We start from the raw sequence: 15,281 nt of genomic DNA on the forward strand, positions 1-15,281 counted from the left end.
AGTCATTGATTTAAGCTGGTTGTTTACGACGGTGCGGGAATGATCGCTAAAATCCTAACTGTGAGCCTCAGTCATATTTAACTCAATAAATTAGCGGAATGTTCTGTTTTCCGCACTAAAAGAACGCTCATGACAAGGCGATGAACGCCGGTTCGGGATCATGAGAATCTTGGAGTGATGGGATGAATAAGGCAATCCGCGACCTCGTAGCCAAATTCGGCAAGCTTCCTGGGTCGATCGACCAGGTCGCCGACGACGCCGATCTTTATGCGGCAGGTTTGACGTCCTTTGCTTCTGTGCAGTTGATGCTGGGCCTCGAAGAGGCCTTCGACATCGAATTTCCCGACAATCTCCTGAATCGCAAATCCTTCGCGAGCATCTCGGCCATCGCCAGGACCGTCGATCTCATCCGGGACAGCCGGAAGGTCGCCTGATGAATTTCCCCGTCAAGATCATGCAGGACGGTCTTGTCACAAGGGTGGCCCGCGTCGCCGAAATCGCGGCGAAGCACGCGGATACCGTTGATGCCGAGGCCCGTTTCCCCCGGGAAGCCGTCGATGCGATGAAGGCCGAAAGGCTGCTCGGCATCCAGGTGCCGCGCCATCTCGGCGGCGAATCCGCCTCGATCACCGAGATCGCCGAATTGTGCTCGATGCTCGGTCAGGCTTGCGCTGCAAGCGCCATGGTCTTCGCCATGCACCACATCAAGCTGTCGAGCCTCGTCGAACATGGCGCCGACAGCGAATGGCATCGTGGTTTCATGCGCCGCATCGCCGCCGAACAACTGCTGATCGCATCCGCCACCACCGAAGGCGGTATCGGCGGAAATCTGCGCAATAGCATCTGCGCGGTCGAGGTCGATGGCGATACCTGCCGCCTCGAAAAGGATGCGACCGTCATTTCCTATGGCTCGCATGCCGACGCCATCCTTATCACTTCGCGTGCCCACGCGCAGGCGGCTTCCTCCGATCAGGTGCTGACTGCCTTCCTCAAGGACCAGTACACGCTCGAGAAAACGCATGTCTGGAATACGCTCGGCATGCGCGGCACCTGCTCGGACGGCTTCCTGTTCAAGGGCGAAGCGCCGGCTTGCCAGATCCTGCCGAAGCCTTTCGCGGAGATCGCGGCGCAATCCATGCTTGCTTCCTCGCACCTCTTATGGAGTGGCGTCTGGTACGGCATCGCCGTCGACGCCGTTGTGCGCGCCCAGGCTTTCGTGCGTGCTGCCGCCCGCAAGGCGCCGGATGCCCAGCCGCCGGGCGCGTTGCGCCTCGCCGAGGTTTCGACCCTGCTGCAGATGGTGAAATCCAACGTGGTTGCCGGTCTCAAGGCCTATGAGGATGCTAAGGCCGACGTGGACAGGCTGTCCTCGATGGGCTTTGCGGTGGCGATGAACAACGTCAAGATCGCGTCTTCGGAGACGATCCTGGAGATCGTCAACCATGCCATGCTGATCTGCGGCATCATGGGCTACAAGAACGGCACGCCCTTCAGCCTCGGACGCCATCTGCGCGACGCGCATTCCGCACAGCTCATGATTTCGAATGACCGCATCCTCGGCAATACGTCGAGCATGCTTCTTGTCCATAAGCAGGACACTAGCCTACTGGGGTGACAGTCATGGATATGCAGACCTCGTTTCTGGACCGGCTTTTCGAATCCGGTCTGCTGATCGATACCGGCATCGACGGGCTCTATGGCCGTAGCGGCCAGTTCGAAGACGTGATCGCTGCCTTCGAGCGCCTGATCGACACGTTCGGCGGCGCCGATGGTGCCGAAGCCATGCGCTTTCCGCCCGGCATGAACCGCGCCTTCTTCGAGAAGAGCGGCTACATGAAGAGCTTCCCGCAGCTCGCCGGCACGGTGCACAGCTTCTGCGGCAGCGAGCTCGATCATGTCAGCCTGCTGCAATGCATGGAAGTCGGCGAAGACTGGACCAAGGGGCAGGAGGCGACCGACATCGTGCTGACGCCGGCTGCCTGCTATCCGCTCTATCCGACGATCGCCAAGCGCGGCAACCTGCCAAAGACGGGCGGCCTCTTCGACCTGCAATCCTATTGCTTCCGCCATGAGCCGTCGAAAGATCCGGCCCGCCAGCAGCTGTTCCGCATGCGTGAATATGTCTGCATGGGCACCGAGCTGCACGTCACGGATTTCCGCCAGCGCTGGATGGATCGCGGCGTCGAGATGATGAAGGCAGTCGGCCTCGAGGTGACGATCGACGTTGCCAATGATCCGTTCTTCGGCCGCGCCGGCAAGATGCTCGCCAATAATCAGCGCGACCAGAACCTGAAGTTCGAGCTTCTGATCCCGATCACCTCGGCCGCCAATCCGACCGCCTGCATGAGCTTCAACTACCATCAGGATGCCTTCGGCACGAAGTGGGGTCTCAATCTCGAGGACGGCAGTGTCGCGCACACCGCCTGCGTCGGCTTCGGACTGGAGCGCATCGCCCTTGCCCTCTTCCATCATCACGGACTAGATGTGAAGCAATGGCCGGTCAGCGTCCGGAAAGCGCTGTGGGGCTGAGCAAATCGATGGTATCGGCATTTTCGGGGGTATTTTCGGGAATCGACCCGGAAACCTACCGGGCGCATGCGCTGCATTCCGGCGAGCGCGCCTGGCCGGAAACCAATTGCTATGTCGATCTCTGGATCGAGGTGCTGGCGACATCAGGCGTTGCGCCGGAGGCGATGCTGGGTTTTACCCTGACGCAGGATTTCGAGGGCGATCAGTTCACCTTCTTCAAAGTGCCGCTCGAGGATCTCGAAGCCCTCTACGGCATTCGTGCGACCGAGCTTGCCATTTACGACCGTGTCGAACGCCATGTCGAGGTGCAGATCGCGCGGGGCCGTCTCTGCCTGATCGAAATGGATTCCTTCTACATGCCGGATACACGCGGCACCGCCTACCGGCAGGAGCACGGCAAGACGACGGTTGCGATCAACCGGCTGGACGTTGCGGCCAAGCGCGTCGATTATTTCCATAATGCCGGTTATTTCCGTCTCGAAGGCGAGGATTTCGACGGACTGTTCCAGCTGCATCTGACGGAAAACGACCCGCCGTTCCTGCCCTACACGGAATTTGCCCGATTCCCGGAAAGACCGGCTGATGAAGCGCATCTGCGTTCGACCGCGCGGCGGCTTGCCGGCTTTCACTTCATCAGGCGTCCCCGCGAAAACCCGATCCGCGCCTTTGCAAGCGTTTTTCCGCAACAGGTCGAGGCGGTGGCGGAACGGCCGTTCGGCTTCTTCCATAAATACGCCTTCAACACGCTTCGCCAGGTTGGCGCCAATTTCGAGCTGGCGGCCGATCATCTCACCTGGCTCTCCCCGGATGAATTCGCGGCTGCTGCCGAGCATGCCAGGCGCATTTCGGAGGTGGCGAAATCCGTGCAGTTCCAGCTTGCCCGCGCGGTCACCCGCAGGAAGTTCGAGCCGTTGCAGGCAGCACTTGATCCGGCCGCCGATGCATGGGATTCCATGATGGCGTCGCTTGCGGGGCGAATCTGAGGCCGGAGATCTGACCATGCGGGGGCGTTTGGCGAGCATCGGTGCCGAGGAAAGTCTACTTTCCGAAGGCTGGAACCTGATCCTGACGGAGCCGGGCGCCTGCGCCGTGCCGCATGACATCCCGCTCTCCGCACAGCTCATTCCCGCACCCGTTCCCGGCACCGTCGCCGCAGCGCTTGAAAAAGCCGGGCTCTTCGACCGTGAAAATCCCGAGCCGCTGAACACGCGGGATGCCTGGTATCTCTGCCGGCTTTTCGATGCCGAGCCCGGCGACGCGATCCTGCGTTTCGAAGGGCTGGCGACGCTCTGCCATGTCTTCCTGAACGGCCAGGAAATCCTGTTTTCCGAGAGCATGTTCACGGCGCACGAGATTCCGGTGACGCTTTCGGGCGGCGACGAACTGGCACTGTGCTTCCGGGCGCTCGGCCCCCGCCTGTCGGAGCCAGGACCGCGCGCGCGCTGGCGGCCGCAGATGATCACGCCGGCGGGCTTGAAGAATTTCCGCACGACGCTGCTCGGTCATATGCCCGGCTGGTGCCCCGATATCCATGCCGTCGGGCCATGGCGGGCGATTTCGATGGTGCGGCGTCATCCGATCTCGATCGACAATGTCTCCATCCGCGCCGTATTGGAGGAGAGTGGCGTCGGCCGTCTCAGCGTTTCCCTCCATAGCAATGCCGAGGATCCGGCGATGCTGCTGCGCTGCGGCGGAATGGAGCAGGCCTTCGAGAAGGTCGGTGACAGTCATTACTCGGCTATCCTCAAGCTTTCCGACATCGAGGCATGGTGGCCGCATACGCATGGCGCTCCGCGTCTCTACGCGCTGACGCTGGTTTCCGACGGCGTGGAATATCCGCTCGGCAGGACCGGCTTTCGACGTATCGACGTCGACCGTGGTGCTGATGGCGATGACTTCGCGCTCCTCGTCAACGGCGAACGCATCTTCTGCCGCGGCGCGGTGTGGACGACCGCCGATATCGCGCGATTGCCGGGCGGGCGGGCGGATTATGAGCCGTTCCTGCGGCTTGCCGCTGCAGCCGGCATGAACATGATCCGCATCGGCGGCACCATGGCCTACGAAACGCCTGATTTCTTCACGCTCTGCGACGAGCTCGGTCTGCTCGTCTGGCAGGATTTCATGTTCGCCAATTTCGATTATCCGCGCAACGACAAGGCTTTTCTCGGTCACGTGCATGCGGAGGTCGAGGAATTTCTGCACGGCGTGCAGGCATCGCCTTCGCTGGCCGTGCTCTGTGGCGGCAGCGAAATCCACCAGCAGGCTGCAATGCTCGGTCTGCCGGCGGAATTCTGGAGCGGACCGGTCACCGATGAAATCATTCCGGCGGTCGTCGCGCGCATGCGCCCCGACGTGCCCTATGTGCCGAACTCGCCGCATGGCGGAGCGATGCCCTTTTCGCCCAATGCCGGCATTGCGCATTATTACGGCGTCGGCGCCTATATGCGACCGATTGCCGATGCGCGCCGCGCCGATGTGCGTTTTGCTTCCGAATGCCTCGCCTTCGCGCATGTGCCGCAGCAAAGGACGCTGCAGCGTCATCTCGATGTGCCCGCCGTCCACAGCCCGCTGTGGAAGGCCCGCGTGCCCCGCGACCGCAGCGCATCGTGGGATTTCGAGGATGTTCGCGACTTTTACCTGCAGCTTCTCTACGGTTTCGATCCGGCCCATCTGCGCCGCGAAGATCCCGAACGCTATCTCGATCTCTCCCGCGCCGTTACCGGCGAGATGATCGAGGAGACTTTTGCCGAATGGCGGCGCAAGGGTTCTGCCTGCAACGGCGCGCTCGTCTGGACGCTGCAGGACCTGCTGCCCGGCCCCGGCTGGGGGGTGATCGATTCCACCGGCGAGCCGAAGCCGGTCTGGTATGCGATGCGCCGTGCATTCCGGCCGGTGCAAGTGGTCTTCACCGACGAGGGAACGAACGGTCTCGACGTGCATGTCGTCAACGAGACGGATGCCGTGCTCGACGTCGAGCTCGAGGTCGTCTGCCTGCGCGGCGGAAAACAGCAGGTCGTCAGCGGCAGCAGGGCCTTCAAGCTGGCGGCAAGAGACACGGAGCGCCTTGCCTGCACCGCGCTGTTCGGCGCCTTCTTCGACACGACCTATGCTTTCCGTTTCGGGCCGCCGGCGCATGATGCCAGTGTGGCGCGCCTGCGCTCGCTGGCGGACGGTGCCATTCTCGCCGAGAGCTTCCACTTCCCGTGCGGACGGGGGAAGGCGTTGCATGAAGCAGGTATCGAAGCATCATTCACCAGAGACGGCGACGATTGGTTCGTTGATCTCAGGACCGACCGGCTGGCGCAATCGGTGCATATCGACGTCGAAGGCTATCGGGCCAACGACGACTGGTTCCACCTTGCCCCCGGCGCGATGCGGCGCGTGAAGCTCCACGCGCTGTCCGGCGTGAAAAGCGATATTCCGCCTGCGGGTGAAATCAGAAGTCTAGGCAGTTTGCATCGCGTCGCAATCGAGGGCTGACGCCGCTGCGAAGGATGATGCCGATTCATTGGGAAAGACCGTGATTTGAGAACGATATACCGCTTTCTGCGCGCCCATGTCCTGCAGCGGCTGATCCCGCGGTCGCGTCTTGCCTTCAATCCGCGCAGGCCGGTGGAAATCGTCGGCTATCTCTCGATGGCGGTCGGCGTCGGCGAATCGGCAAGGCTCTGCGCCGGCGCTCTATCGGAGGCTGGGCGGGCGATTTCGCTCTCCGACGTCAGCACGCATCCAGACGAGAATTCCTTTGCCGGATGGATGCCGTCACATCTCTCCACCGAACCCGCGGGGAGCCGGATCTGGCATCTCAATCCGCCGATGCTGCCGCGCGCCATCCTGAAGAAGGGCGTTGCCAATTTCACCCGCGCCTTCAACATCGGCTATTTCGCCTGGGAGCTCGAAGTCGTGCCGGCCGAGTGGCGCAATGCGATGCATTACATGAATGCCGTCTTCGTGCCGTCGGAATTCACGAGGCGGGCGATAGCGCCCCTCACTGCGGCACCGGTCATCGTCGTTCCGCATCCTGTCACCGAGAAGCCGGCGACGGAAGGCATGCGTCAGAAATTCGGCATCGATGAAGACGCCTTTCTCGTCAGCTTCATCTTCAGCACCGGCTCCTCGATCAACCGGAAGAATCCGCAGGCCGTCATCGAGGCCTTCAGGATATTTGCCGCCGATTGCCCCAGCGCCTTCCTGTTGATGAAGGCCAGTGGCGACATCAACAATGACGAGGGCCTTCGCGAATTGGTCGCCTCGGTCGCGGGTAATACCCGGATCAGGATCGTCACCGACAGGATGTCGGACTCCGATATTAATGGCCTCATCCGCTGTTCAGACGCCTATCTTTCACTGCATCGTTCCGAGGGTTTCGGGCTGACGGTGGCCGAGGCGATCATGCAGCGTACGCCTGTCATTTCCACGGCCTGGTCGGGCACGGTGGATTTCTGCGATCCCGACAACAGCTGGCCGGTTGCCTCTCCCCTCATTCCGGTGGTCGATACCCATCCCGAATTTGCCGGGCTCGAAGGCGCGGTCTGGGCCGATCCCTCTCCAGAAGCAGCCGCCGCGCACCTGCAAGATATCTTCCGCACACCCGAGCGTGCACGAGAGAAGGCCGAGAAGGCGCGAGAGTTCCTGCTGCGTTACCTCGCGGAAAACAGCTACGAGAAGGCGCTTCAGACGCTGGCGGCGATGCAGGCCAGCTAAGGTGTCACTCCGCTTTATTTTAACATTTTCGCATTAGAGATGGCGGGTATGCGGCTTTAGAGCATGTCGCGCAAAAGTGTGCAGCGGTTTTGCGATAACGACATGCGTAAAAACAAAAACCTAAAGTGCGAGGAGCGATCTGAAGATCGCGACGCGCTTTAGGCCGATCCTGACGGATGGACAGATGTCGAAGGGTATTATCGCAAACTCGGTGATGAACGCAGCGGCAGGCATGCTGCTGCTTCTGACGGGCTTTGTTTCATCGATCATAACCGCGCGGCTGCTCGGGCCGGAAGCCAACGGCATCGTCGCCTTCTCGCTCTGGCTGGTGGTGACCGGCGCCTCGATCGCCGAGCTCGGCTCCAGCATCACGCTGCTGAAGACCTTGCCGCAACTTTCGGCGGAAGGCTTCGACGCGCGCCGCCGCCGGGGTTTTGCCGCCATCCTCGTCAGCTTCATGATGTTCTCGACCGTCGTGCTGCTGGCGCTCTACGCGCTGTTCTTCCTGACTTCCGAAAAGATGCACTGGGCCGACACCGCGCCATCCGTCGCCCTAGTCACGGGGGTGCTGTTCTTCATCCAGGCGATCGGATCCTTCGTCAAATTCTACCTGATCGGCGAAAAGAAGCTGGGCGCCTTCTTTAAGCTGACGGTCGCCGTCTCGATCGTGCAGCTTGCCGGCGTTGCCGTCGGCGCCGTTTTCTACGGCGTCGAGGGCGTTCTCGTCGGTTATGCGCTCGGCCAGCTCGTGCTGTTTTTCGCCACCCTGCCGATCCTTCTGGCGCGGCGCGACTGGTGCGGGGTCTCGCTGAAATATCTCGCCTCCTCCTCCGTCATCCTGTCGATCCAGTTCATCATCGATTCCATTTTCCTAAACCGCCTCGAGTTGCTGTTCCTTCAGCAGTTCTGGTCGGTAGAGATGGTCGGCTATTATGCCGTCGGCCTGTCGATTGCGAATATCGCGCTGCAACTGCCGATCCAGATGACCGGCAGCCTGCTGCCCTATTATTCCGAGCGGCGGCACAGCAGCGACGATTCGACATTGCCGGTCGAGGTCTTCACCGCCGTTACCCGCAGCATGGCCTATATCGTGCTGCCGATGAGCCTCGGGCTTGCCGCGATCTCCAGCGAACTGGTGCTTGTGGTGTTCGGCGAAGCGTTCCGCCGCAGCGGGACGGTGGTGGCGCTGCTTGCGCTTGTTGCTCCTGCCTATACCTTCATGCAGATCCTCAGCCTCTACCTGCTGTCGATGGACAGGGCCCGCTCTCGCCTGAACATCAGTGTAATAGGTGGCCTACTGATGGTAGCGGGTTGTTTACTGATCATACCTAGGCTTGCTGCCGAGGGTGCCGCACTCGTGCGCATCTTCGTATTCGTTGCGATGTCGGTGATGATGATCAGACAGACAGGATTCGGATCCCAGCTTTCGGGTCTCTACGCGAGCCTGACGAAGGTGACACTCGCCTCCGTGCTCTGTGCTTGCGGCGCGATTTCCGTCCTGGAATTCGTCCAGGGTCCGCTCGGCCTCGTCGGCGCGATCATCGTCGGCGCATTCTGCTATTTCGCAGCACTGCGGGTGCTGCGCGCCGTGCCGGGCGAGGATGTCGAAGTCATGCGCTCCATTCTCGAGAAGATGCCGTCCCTGCTGCGCCGGCCGGTCGGCCATGCGATCAATTTCATCGCGCCGCGGCTTCCCGGCGATCCCGATCGCGCCAAGGTCGCGCCTGGTGAATTCTCGCTCGAGCCGGCAGAAGGCGCGGGACGGAGTGCCGCCCTGCCTGTCGTCTTCGACGGCACGATCGGGCTGTTCATGCCTGAGAATCCTCTCGCCAAGAAACGTTCGGCCGCCGTGCTCTTCGTCAGTCCCTGGGGTTTCGAGGAGATGTGCAGCCGGAAATTCTTCCGCGTCGCGGCCGAGCATTTCTCCGATATCGGCGTGGCGAGCCTGCGCTTCGACTATCGCGGCACCGGTGACGCGCTCGATTTCGCCGCGCTGCCGGCAAGGCTGGAAACCTGGGAAAACTCGATCCGTGCGGCCACCGCCGAGCTGAAATCACTGAGCGGCTGCGACCGCGTCATCCTCATCGCCCAAGGCCTCGGCGCGACCCTTGCCCATCGCGTCGGTTCCTCGATCGACGGCGTCGACAGCCTCGTCATGCTGGCGCCGGTGCTGAGCGGCAGAGCCTATCTACGCGAACTCAACATGTGGTCCAAGATCATCGATGCCGATCTCGGCCTCGGCAAGGAGCATGTCCAGACCGACAAGGTGCAGATCGCCGGGCTCGTCATGCCCGAAGAGATCGCTGCCGAGCTCGGCAAGCTCAGCATCGCCTCGCCGCAGGGGATCGCAGCCCCCCGCTATCTGATCCTCGAACGTCCTGCCAAGGCCGAGGATACCGGTTTTGCCGATGCGCTGAAGGCGCTTGGCGCCGATGTCGAGCAGAAGGCTTTCGAAGGTTATGACGAGCTCGCCACCAATCCGCTGTTTGCCAAGACGCCGATGGCTGTCGTGGCGCTGCTGACGGCTTGGCTGGAGGCGACGACGACGGAAACATCCGCCGCCCATTCGCCGGCAGCGATCGACAACCCGCCGCTTGCCGGCGAAGGTTTTGAGGAAACGCCGGTCCGTTTCGGAAGCCATAACCATCTGGTCGGCGTCGTCAGCCGGCCGCTCGGCGAGATCAAGGGCAATGCCGTGCTCTTCCTGTCGACGGCCTATGACCGGCATGCCGGCTGGGGACGCACGACGGTTGATATGGCGCGCGAGCTTGCCCGCCAAGGCGTCGTTTCGCTGCGCTTTGATTCCGCCAATGTCGGCGACAGCCCGCCGCGGCCGGATGCGCCGGAACAGGTGCTTTATTCGGATACGCAGACCGCAGATGCTGTCGCCGCGCTCGATCTACTCGAAAACGTCGTCGCCGGTCCCGTCATGGTCGCCGGCCGATGCAGCGGCGGCTATGTCGCCTTCCGCGCCGGCGTCGCCGACGAACGGCTGAAGGCAGTCGTGTCGATCAATCCGTTCGTCTATTACTGGGATCCCGACGTGCCGGTTCGCCGGGAGCATGTCGTCTCGGTCCCGCGTAGCCTTGATGATTACAGCCAGCGCCTGGCGCGACTCGACACGCTGAAGCGGCTGCTGCGCGGCCAGGTCGACGTCGTTGCGGCGCTGCAGAACATCGTCATCGCCGCCGGCCGCCGGCTGTCGCCGTGGATCGCGCCGCTGCTCGAGCTGCTTCCCGACCGGCGCCATATCGCCCGCGAGGTCCGGCACTCATTCGCGCTGTTCGGTAAGCGTAAGGTACCGCTGACACTGATCTACAGCGAGGCCGATGTCGGGCTCGACCACGTCTATTTCCACTTCGGACCGCGCGGCGCCAGGCTTTCCCGCTATCCGAACGTGCGGCTGCTGATGCTGCCGGATGCCGATCACAATCTGACGCCGCCGCAATCGCGTAAATTCGTGCTCGACGAGATCATCCGTCTGGCGAAAGCATAACCGGCGATGCTACAGCGCCGCGTCGTTTCACACGCGCAATGCTGTAGCTTATGCGGCAGGAAGACGGGATCAGATGCTTTCCGCGGCGACGACATCAAGCGATCTGTAGAGATCGATATAGCGTCCGGCGACGATATCCCAGGAATAGCCGCGGGCGGCGTCGAGAAGCTCTGTTCGAACGGTGTCCGGTTGGCGCCAAAGGTGTTCATAGGCCGTTTCGAGCGCCGTGGCGGCGGTCTCAGAATTGGTGAAATCGGCAAGCATGAGAGCGGGATGCCGGGCGGCAAGCGTCGCAAAGGCATCGTTGGCGTTCAGCACCGGCAGGAGACCGGCGCTCATCGCCTCCAGCGCCACCAGGCCGAACCCTTCATATTCCGAGGCGGAGGCGAAAATCGAGGCTTCTGCGATGACGCGCCGGATGGTGTCGTTGTCGGGCGACACATGCAGGGTGACGCGGCCGGAAAGATGGCGGCTTTCGATTGCGCCTTCGACATCCGCCCGGTCCAGGTCGGATTCGGCGCCGACGATGTCGAGATGCCATTCCGGGTCGCGGGTCTTCAGCGCGGCCATCGCATCGAGCAGATGGTCGATGCGCTTGTTCACCGAGAACCGGCCGATCGTGACGATGCGGCGCTTTGCCCGGCGCGAAGCGGTGTCGGCGAATTTGCCGATATCGGCGCCGTTTTCGATCAGCAGGCTGTCGGGCACGATCTCGGAAAACTGCTTGAGGTCGGAGGCGCTGCAGCAGACGACGCGGCGGTAGGCCATCGCCGAAGCACGCGTCAATGTCCGGAACCAGATCTTCTTGATCGTCGCGTATTTCCGCGTGTGGAAGAAGCCGCCATGGGTGGTGACGATCATCGGCTTGCCGTGCAGCAGCCGGCCCCAGGCGAGCGCGTCGAAGAAAAAGTCGATGGCATGGACATGCACGAGATCGGCATCGGCGAGATAGCGGAAAACCTGCGGTGCCAGAGGATAGCGGCTGGTGCCCAACCAGGGAATGCGCACCACCTCGATGCCGTCGATATCTTCGCGACGCGGCAGCTTGTCTTCAGGCGCGGTGAAGAGCGAATCCAGCGTGACGACGCGCACGCGGTAACCGCGGCGCACGGTCTGGCGGGCGAGATTGGCGACGACGTCTTCCAATCCGCCGCGGTTGGGCAGGAACTGGCGCACGACATGGACGATCAGCGGGCCTGTTCCCAACTGCGGGCTTTCGCGTACCCTATCTGCCTCGATAATCGACATTTTCCACCTATCGCTGCACGCCGGCCCGTATTGATGCGGGCTCTTAACACAGCAACGACCAGATATGTCCGGCGTTAAGGCACGGTTTAAGAGACCGCTTGCGAAGGCCAATCTTCGCCAAAAAGGTTAACCGCGTCTGACGGGAATTCAGAGCGTTTCCTCTTTTCTCGAATCACGGAAACGCTCTATCTCTTTTGTTTTCACGCAATTCCGGACGCAAAACCGCTGCGCACTTTTGCTGGAATTGCTTCAGAAGGCCTTGAAGGTCAGCGTCGTCAGCGAACGGACGATGCCGGGAATATTGGCGATGTTGTCGTTGACGAATTTGCCGATATCCTGGCCTTCCTCGATATAGACCTTCAGCAGCAGATCGTAGTCGCCGCTGGTCGAATAGAGCTCCGAGACCAGTTCGGTCTGGTAGATGGCGTCGGCGACCTCGTAGGTCTTGCCGGGTGCACATTGGAGCTGGACGAAGATCGGCTTCATGGAAATTTCCTGCAAAGTTGTTTGGCGCGCATAATGGTCGAAAGCGCCATGCCGATGCAAGCCGTTCGTCACGCAGTCGGATTGGCGGTGGCTTCTGCGACGATCCAGTCACGAAAGGCGGCAAGCGGCGCATAGTCGGCACGCTCGGGCGGAAAGGCGAGATAATAGCGCTCGCGGCTCTCCATTTCACGATCGACAGCGGCGACGAGATCGCCGCGCCTGATTTCCTCCTGCATCAGGAATGTCGGCAGCAGGGCGACGCCAAGGCCGGCGATTGCCGCCTGCGCCGCCGTGGCGAACTGGTCGAAGAGCATGCCGTGCACGCTTTCGAAAGAAACACCGTTGCCGGCGAACCATTGCTCCCAGGCGTCAGGACGCGTCGTCAGGTGCAGCAGCGGAACGGCGAGCAGATCCTCCGGTGTTTTGATCGCGTATCGCTTCAGAAAATCCGGACTGCAGGCCGGCACCGTGCGCTCCGACATCAGAAGCGCGAGTTCGGCGCCCGGCCAGTGCGGGTGGCCGAAATGGATGGCGGCGTCGATCGAATCGAGGCGGAAATCGAAGGGGGAAAGCCGGGTCACCAGATTAATGGTCACGCCGGCATTGGCGGCGAGAAAGCGCCCGAGGCGCGGCGCCAGCCAGCGTGTGCCGAAGGTCGGCAGGATGGCGAGATTGAGCGTGCCGCCATGCGGATTGGCGCGCAGGTTCAGCGAGGCGCTCGATATCCGCCGCAGCGCCTCACGAATCTCGCGGGCATATCCGTCGCCGGCAAGCGTCAGCCGCATGGTCTGGCGTTCGCGCAGGAAGAGCTCGACGCCAAGCTGCTCCTCCAGCGCGCTCACCTGGCGGCTGACGGCGCTCTGCGTCAGATCGAGTTCGCGCGCCGCTGCCGTCACGCTGCCGGTGCGGGCAACCGCCTCGAAGGCGGCGAGATGCGAAATCGACGGCAGAAAACGTCTAGACGTCAGCATGATCATTCCATTTCAGAATGGGCTATTTCCAAAATAGCGATACTTGTCGCTTTCTGGCGCGTGTAAAGAGGTTCATCCTGCAAAAACGGAATGAGCCGGAGTTTCCCAATGCCGCAAGCCTTCGTTTCCCCAGACCGCATCCGATCGCTGTTTACCGAGGCGATGTCGCAGATGTACCGGGCGGAGGTGCCGCAATACGGCACGCTGATCGAACTGGTGGCGGATGTGAATGCCGGCTGCCTCAAGAATGATCCTGACCTGCGCGATCGCCTGGCCCGCGCCGGCGAGCTGGAGCGCATCGATGTCGAGCGCCACGGCGCCATCCGGCTCGGCACGGCCGACGAGCTTTTCACCATCCGCCGGCTGTTTGCGGTCATGGGCATGCAGCCGGTTGGCTATTACGATCTTTCGGTCGCCGGCGTGCCGGTTCATTCCACCAGCTTCCGGCCGATCGACGAGGCAGCGCTCAACGTCAATCCGTTCCGTGTCTTCACCTCGCTGCTGCGACTGGAACTGATCGAGGACGAAGGGCTGCGCGGCGAGGCCGAAGCCATTCTGGCAAAACGGCGGATCTATACGCCGCGTGCGGTCGCGCTGATCGAGCGCCACGAGCAGAAGGGCGGCCTGACCGAGACGGAGGCGACGGAATTCGTCGCCGAGGCGCTTGAAACCTTCCGCTGGCATGGCGAAGCGACAGTCAGTGCCGATACCTACAAGCGGCTGCACGATGCGCATCGGCTGATCGCCGACGTCGTCAGCTTCAAGGGGCCGCACATCAACCATCTGACGCCGCGCACGCTCGATATCGACGCAGTCCAGGCCCGCATGCCGGAACGCGGCATCACGCCGAAGGCTGTCATCGAAGGGCCGCCGCGCCGTCATTGCGATATCCTGCTGCGACAGACGAGTTTCAAGGCGCTGGAGGAAGCGATCGCCTTTTCCGATGATGACGGTGCGATTCAAGGCAGGCATACCGCGCGCTTCGGCGAGATCGAACAGCGCGGCGTGGCGCTGACGGCGAAGGGCCGGGCGCTCTATGACCAGCTGCTTGCCTCGGTTCGTGGTGAGGTGCAGGTCGGCGCCGGCGGCGCCAAGGCCGGCGCCTACGACGACGAACTCGCCGCACGTTTCAAGGCACTGCCGGACAGCTGGGATGAGCTGCGCAGGGCGGATCTCGCCTTCTTCCGCTATTCCGCGACGTCTGCGGGCATTGCCGCTGCAGTCGGCAGCACGCTGCCCGGCGATCCGGAGGCGCTGATCACCTCGGGTTACCTCGCCTTCACCCCGATCGTCTACGAAGACTTCCTGCCCGTCAGCGCGGCCGGCATCTTCCAGTCGAACCTCGGCACCGACCAGCAGCAGAACTATGCGACCCGCTCGAACCGCGACGCCTTCGAGGCAGCACTCGGCGCTACCGTCCAGGACGAGCTGGCACTTTACGCCGAACGCCAGGCTGCATCGCTGGATTCGGCATTGGCCGCGCTGGGCCTTGCGGGCCTGCCGCTGAAGACCGTTGCGTGAATGGCAGGTTCAACACCTTCTTTTTTGCATTAGAGTATCCGCGATTTCGCTCCGATCGGACTGAGCCATGCTGAATGATCCGCGCTCCCACGGCCTCTGGGAAAAGACAGCGCCCGAAGCGCCGACGACCTCGCCTCTCGACGGCGCGATGTCGGCCGATGTCGTCATCGTCGGCGGCGGTTACACCGGCCTCTCTTCCGCCCTGCATCTTGCCGAGGCTGGGTCGAAGGTGGTGCTGCTGGAGGCCAAAGAGATCGGCTTCGGCGGTGCCGGGCGCAATGTCGGGCTGATCAATGCCGGCATGTGGGTGATGCCGAACGATCTGC

General features: G+C 62.2%; 12 protein-coding genes. 9 read left to right on the top strand and 3 right to left on the bottom strand.

Going from position 1 to position 15,281, the window contains the following annotated elements; all coding sequences use genetic code 11:
- Positions 1-182 precede the first annotated feature (182 nt).
- The 7 genes from FY112_RS35495 to FY112_RS35525 all read left to right on the top strand — a co-directional run bounded on the left by FY112_RS35495 (position 183) and on the right by FY112_RS35525 (position 10,729).
- Positions 183-434: an acyl carrier protein gene (locus FY112_RS35495; protein WP_003543737.1), complete on the top strand. Its 252-nt coding sequence runs from the start codon at positions 183-185 to the stop codon at positions 432-434.
- On the top strand, positions 434-1,615 hold the full coding sequence (locus FY112_RS35500) for an acyl-CoA dehydrogenase family protein (protein ID WP_151520411.1): 1,182 nt from the start codon (positions 434-436) through the stop codon (positions 1,613-1,615). Before FY112_RS35495 ends, FY112_RS35500 begins: the two co-directional genes overlap by 1 nt.
- Before the next feature lie 5 nt (positions 1,616-1,620).
- The gene (locus FY112_RS35505) at positions 1,621-2,529 is read left to right on the top strand and encodes an amino acid--[acyl-carrier-protein] ligase (protein ID WP_151520412.1); all 909 of its coding nucleotides are present in this window, start codon (positions 1,621-1,623) and stop codon (positions 2,527-2,529) included.
- Positions 2,520-3,512 carry a DUF1839 family protein gene (locus tag FY112_RS35510; RefSeq protein ID WP_181018330.1) on the top strand — a complete coding sequence of 331 codons (993 nt, stop codon included), beginning with the start codon at positions 2,520-2,522 and terminating at the stop codon, positions 3,510-3,512. Before FY112_RS35505 ends, FY112_RS35510 begins: the two co-directional genes overlap by 10 nt.
- A 16-nt stretch (positions 3,513-3,528) precedes the next feature.
- On the top strand, positions 3,529-6,009 hold the full coding sequence (locus FY112_RS35515; protein WP_151520414.1) for a glycoside hydrolase family 2 protein: 2,481 nt from the start codon (positions 3,529-3,531) through the stop codon (positions 6,007-6,009).
- 45 nt (positions 6,010-6,054) lie between these two features.
- Positions 6,055-7,233 (top strand): glycosyltransferase family 4 protein, encoded by a 1,179-nt coding sequence (locus FY112_RS35520; protein WP_151520415.1) that lies wholly within the window; start codon positions 6,055-6,057, stop codon positions 7,231-7,233.
- A 184-nt stretch (positions 7,234-7,417) separates the two neighbouring features.
- A complete protein-coding gene (locus FY112_RS35525) occupies positions 7,418-10,729 on the top strand; it encodes an oligosaccharide flippase family protein (RefSeq protein WP_151520416.1) in 3,312 nt (1,103 codons plus the stop codon).
- A gap of 69 nt (positions 10,730-10,798) precedes the next feature.
- Here FY112_RS35525 and FY112_RS35530 read toward each other — a convergent pair whose 3' ends face one another.
- The 3 genes from FY112_RS35530 to FY112_RS35540 form a co-directional block, all read right to left on the bottom strand.
- Entirely contained in the window at positions 10,799-11,977 is a 1,179-nt protein-coding gene (locus FY112_RS35530) for a glycosyltransferase family 4 protein (protein WP_094087146.1), read from the bottom strand.
- Between the two features lie 249 nt (positions 11,978-12,226).
- Complete coding sequence (locus FY112_RS35535; RefSeq protein ID WP_151520504.1) at positions 12,227-12,463, bottom strand: Lrp/AsnC ligand binding domain-containing protein; 237 nt, start codon at positions 12,461-12,463, stop codon at positions 12,227-12,229.
- Positions 12,464-12,531: 68 nt separating this feature from the next.
- A complete protein-coding gene (locus tag FY112_RS35540) occupies positions 12,532-13,440 on the bottom strand; it encodes a LysR family transcriptional regulator (protein WP_017962499.1) in 909 nt (302 codons plus the stop codon).
- Between the two features lie 84 nt (positions 13,441-13,524).
- Here FY112_RS35540 and FY112_RS35545 point away from each other — a divergent pair, with 84 nt between their 5' ends.
- On the top strand, positions 13,525-14,955 hold the full coding sequence (locus FY112_RS35545) for a VOC family protein (RefSeq protein ID WP_017962498.1): 1,431 nt from the start codon (positions 13,525-13,527) through the stop codon (positions 14,953-14,955).
- Between the two features lie 67 nt (positions 14,956-15,022).
- A partial coding sequence (locus FY112_RS38410) for an FAD-binding oxidoreductase (protein ID WP_246700829.1) occupies positions 15,023-15,281 on the top strand: 259 nt, incomplete at its 3' end.

It is taken from the genome of Rhizobium sp. PEPV16 (assembly GCF_008919455.1).
GTDB lineage: Bacteria > Pseudomonadota > Alphaproteobacteria > Rhizobiales > Rhizobiaceae > Rhizobium > Rhizobium leguminosarum_Q.

What these genes read in the sequence shown, in the direction of transcription:
- FY112_RS35530 (WP_094087146.1), bottom strand. Translation starts at nt 11,977, where the DNA reads ATGTCGATTATCGAGGCAGATAGGGTACGCGAAAGCCCGCAGTTGGGA.
- FY112_RS35505 (WP_151520412.1), top strand. Translation starts at nt 1,621, where the DNA reads ATGGATATGCAGACCTCGTTTCTGGACCGGCTTTTCGAATCCGGTCTG.
- FY112_RS35535 (WP_151520504.1), bottom strand. Translation starts at nt 12,463, where the DNA reads ATGAAGCCGATCTTCGTCCAGCTCCAATGTGCACCCGGCAAGACCTAC.
- FY112_RS35545 (WP_017962498.1), top strand. Translation starts at nt 13,525, where the DNA reads ATGAGCCGGAGTTTCCCAATGCCGCAAGCCTTCGTTTCCCCAGACCGC.
- FY112_RS35515 (WP_151520414.1), top strand. Translation starts at nt 3,529, where the DNA reads ATGCGGGGGCGTTTGGCGAGCATCGGTGCCGAGGAAAGTCTACTTTCC.
- FY112_RS35540 (WP_017962499.1), bottom strand. Translation starts at nt 13,440, where the DNA reads ATGATCATGCTGACGTCTAGACGTTTTCTGCCGTCGATTTCGCATCTC.
- FY112_RS35495 (WP_003543737.1), top strand. Translation starts at nt 183, where the DNA reads ATGAATAAGGCAATCCGCGACCTCGTAGCCAAATTCGGCAAGCTTCCT.
- FY112_RS35525 (WP_151520416.1), top strand. Translation starts at nt 7,418, where the DNA reads ATGTCGAAGGGTATTATCGCAAACTCGGTGATGAACGCAGCGGCAGGC.
- FY112_RS35500 (WP_151520411.1), top strand. Translation starts at nt 434, where the DNA reads ATGAATTTCCCCGTCAAGATCATGCAGGACGGTCTTGTCACAAGGGTG.